4 protein-coding genes are annotated in these 3,662 nt (G+C 63.1%); all 4 read left to right on the top strand.

Annotation, left to right across the window (positions count from 1 at the left end):
- Positions 1 to 52 precede the first annotated feature (52 nt).
- From nuoI to nuoL, 4 genes are read left to right on the top strand one after another with little or no spacing between them, the layout of a single operon-like run.
- Entirely contained in the window at positions 53 to 544 is a 492-nt protein-coding gene (nuoI, locus tag ACTHLF_RS09925) for an NADH-quinone oxidoreductase subunit NuoI (RefSeq protein WP_139983578.1), read from the top strand.
- Positions 545 to 560: 16 nt separating this feature from the next.
- A complete protein-coding gene (locus ACTHLF_RS09920; protein ID WP_440327035.1) occupies positions 561 to 1,223 on the top strand; it encodes an NADH-quinone oxidoreductase subunit J in 663 nt (220 codons plus the stop codon).
- Positions 1,220 to 1,525 (top strand): NADH-quinone oxidoreductase subunit NuoK, encoded by a 306-nt coding sequence (gene nuoK, locus ACTHLF_RS09915; protein WP_247327437.1) that lies wholly within the window; start codon positions 1,220 to 1,222, stop codon positions 1,523 to 1,525. Before ACTHLF_RS09920 ends, nuoK begins: the two co-directional genes overlap by 4 nt.
- Before the next feature lie 4 nt (positions 1,526 to 1,529).
- Positions 1,530 to 3,593, top strand: coding sequence for an NADH-quinone oxidoreductase subunit L (gene nuoL / locus ACTHLF_RS09910; RefSeq protein WP_440327033.1), 2,064 nt, complete (start codon positions 1,530 to 1,532; stop codon positions 3,591 to 3,593).
- Positions 3,594 to 3,662 lie beyond the last annotated feature (69 nt).

Genomic DNA, 3,662 nt, shown 5'->3' with positions numbered 1-3,662 from the left:
CTGCATGAAGTATTTCGGCTGGGTCCACATCGGCACGGGAGCCTAAAGAGCCATGTCCCGCGTAACCCATTATTTCAAGAGCCTCCTGCTGCTCGAGCTGTTCAAGGGCATGGGCCTGACCATGCGCTACATGTTCAGCCCGAAGTACACGATGCGCTATCCGTTCGAGCACATCCCCAAGTCGAACCGCTTCCGCGGCCTGCACGCCCTGCGCCGTTACGCCAACGGTGAAGAGCGCTGCATCGCCTGCAAGCTGTGCGAGGCGGTGTGCCCGGCGCTCGCGATCACCATCGACTCGGCCCCGCGCCCGGAAGATGGCCAGCGCCGCACCACGCGCTACGACATCGACCTGTTCAAGTGCATCTTCTGCGGTTTCTGCGAAGAGAGCTGCCCGGTCGATTCCATCGTCGAGACGCACGTGCACGAGTACCACATGGAACATCGCGGCGAGAACGTGGTGACGAAGGCCCAGCTGCTGGCCATCGGTGACCGCTTCGAGCAGGACATCGCTGCCGCCCGCGCCCAGGACGCGGCTTACCGCTAAGGGGCCCGGGAATACGATGAATACCGATCTGCTTCAACTCATCTGTTTTTACCTCTTCGGTGGCGTAGCCGTCATCGCCGGCCTGATGGTCATCACCGTGCGCAACTCGGTCCATGCCGTGCTGTCGCTGGTGCTTACCTTCTTCAGCATGGCCTGCGTCTGGCTGCTGGCCGAAGCGGAGTTCCTCGCCATCGCACTGGTCGTCGTTTACGTCGGCGCGGTGATGGTGCTGTTCCTGTTCGTGGTCATGATGCTGGACATCAAGCAGGAGGTCGTCCGCGAGGGCTTCATCCGCTACCTGCCGGTGGGCATCATCGTCGCCCTGGTCATGCTGGTCGAAATGCTGGCCATGATCGGCGTCAAGGCCATGCACGCCCATACGCTTGGCCCGAACCCGGCTGGTAACTCGAACGTCGCGTGGCTGGGCCAGGCCCTGTACACCGACTTCCTGCTGCCGTTCGAGATCGCCGCGCTGATCCTCACCGTCGGCGTGGTCGCCGCCGTGGCCCTGACCCTGCGCCAGCGCCTTGGCGTGCGCCACCAGTCGGCCGCCCAGCAGGTGGCCGTGCAGGCGACCGACCGCGTGCGTGTCGTGAAGATGGCCCCGAGCCAGATGGCTTCGGTGGTACCGCCGCCGGCAGCGCCGGCTGCCGAACCGACGCAGGAGAACAGCAAGTGATCACGCTTTCCCATTACATCGTGCTCGGCGCGATCCTGTTCTGCATCGCGGTGGCTGGCCTGTTCATCAACCGCAAGAACGTGATCGTGCTGCTCATGGCGATCGAGCTCATGCTCCTCGCGGTGAATACCAACTTCGTGGCCTTCTCGCGCTTCTTCGGCGATGTGCAGGGCCAGGTGTTCGTGTTCTTCATCCTCACCGTGGCCGCGGCGGAATCCGCCATTGGCCTGGCGATCCTGGTCCTGCTGTTCCGTAACCGCAGCACGATCAATGTCGCCGAAATCGACAGCATGAAGGGTTGATCCGATGAGTCTCTCGCTTTCAATCCTGCTTACGATCGCCCTGGCCCCGCTGGCCGGTGCGATCCTGGCGGGCCTCTTCGGCAAGGTGATCGGCCGGGCGGGGGCGCACTGCGCCACCATCCTCGGCGTCGCCATCGCCTGCGGCCTGTCGTTCTACGTGCTCTACCAGCTGGTGTGGGGTGGGGCGGATAACTTCAACCAGGATGTCTACACCTGGTTCGAGATCGGCCGCTTCCATGCCTCAGTGGGCTTCATGGTAGACCGCATCACCGCCATGATGATGGTGGTGGTCACCTTCGTCTCGCTGCTGGTGCACCTGTACACCATCGGCTACATGGCGGAAGACCCGGGCTACCAGCGTTTCTTCAGCTACATCTCCCTGTTCACCTTCTCGATGTTGATGCTCGTCATGAGCAACAACTTCATGCAGCTGTTCTTCGGCTGGGAAGCGGTGGGCCTGGTGTCGTACCTGCTGATCGGCTTCTGGTACAAGCGCCCGACCGCGATCTTCGCGAACCTCAAGGCCTTCCTGGTCAACCGCGTGGGTGACTTCGGTTTCCTGCTCGGTATCTCGGCGATCCTGTTCTTCCTGGGCACCCTGGATTACCAGACCGCCTTCGACCACGCGCCGGAACTGGTCGGCAAGACCCTGCAGATCACCCAGAACCATGCGTGGGATGCGGCTACCGTGATCGGCATCCTGCTGTTCATCGGTGCCATGGGTAAGTCGGCCCAGGTGCCGCTGCACGTGTGGCTGCCGGATTCGATGGAAGGCCCGACCCCCATCTCGGCGCTGATCCACGCGGCCACGATGGTGACCGCGGGTATCTTCATGGTCGCCCGCATGTCGCCGCTGTTCGAGCTGTCCGAGGGCGCGCTCTCGTTCATCCTCGTCATCGGTTCGACCACGGCGCTGTTCACCGGCCTGATCGGTATCGTCCAGAACGATATCAAGCGCGTCATCGCGTACTCCACGCTCTCGCAGCTCGGCTACATGACCGTGGCGCTCGGCGTCTCCGCTTACAGCGGCGCCGTGTTCCACCTGATGACCCACGCGTTCTTCAAGGCCCTCCTGTTCCTGGGCGCCGGTTCGGTCATCATGGGCATGCACCATGAGCAGGACATGCGCTACATGGGCGGCCTGCGCAAGTACATGCCGATCACCTGGATCACCATGTGGATCGGTTCGCTGGCCCTCGCCGGTACGCCGTTCTTCTCGGGCTTCTACTCGAAGGACGCGATCATCGAGGCGGTCGGTGAATCGCACCGCTGGGGCGCTTCCTACGCACACTTCTGCGTCCTCGCCGGCGTGTTCGTGACCTCGCTCTACAGCTTCCGCCTCCTGTACATGACCTTCCATGGCAAGGAGCGCTTCACGGTGGAGCACAAGGCGCATGGCCACCACGGCCACGATGCCCATGCCGACCACCACGATGATGCGCACCACGATGACGACCACGGCCACGGTACGCCGGGCGTGCTCGAGCATGCGCCGCACGAGTCGCCGTGGGTGGTGACGGTGCCGCTGGTGCTGCTGGCGATCCCCTCGATCCTGGTTGGCCTGTTCACCGTCAAGCCCATGCTGTTCGATGGCTGGTTCGGCAAGGCCATCCATGTGAACGAAGAAAACAACGTGCTGGGCGAACTCGCGCATGAGTTCCACGGCGCGGTGGCCGCGGGCTTCCATGGCTTCACGCAGGCTCCGTTCTGGATCGCCTTCGCGGGCTTTGCCGTCGCGACCTACGTGTACCTCTTCAACCCGTCCGTCGCCGACAAGGCGAAGAACGCGCTGAAGCCGGTCTACAACCTGCTCAACAATAAGTACTGGATCGACGAACTGTACTTCGCGGTGTTCGCGAAGGGCGGCGTCAAGCTGGGCGAAGGTCTTTCGAAGGTGGGCGACCAGGCCCTCATCGACGGCGCCATCGTCAACGGCTCGGCCGGCCTCGTGCAGCGCATCGCGGGTGGCGCACGCCGCCTGCAGTCCGGATTCCTCTTCCATTACGCGTTCGCCATGATCCTCGGCCTCATCCTGCTCCTGGGCGGGTACTGGCTGATCGGGCAATAAGGGAAACGAGCTCTATGTCGAATCACTTGCTCAGCCTGCTGATCTGGCTCCCGGTCGTCGGCGCCATCC

Origin of the sequence: Luteibacter sp. (assembly GCF_051958795.1) — a bacterium.
GTDB lineage: Bacteria > Pseudomonadota > Gammaproteobacteria > Xanthomonadales > Rhodanobacteraceae > Luteibacter.
Note: the sequence above shows the minus strand (reverse complement) of the source record. Positions and strands in the feature narration are given on the sequence as shown.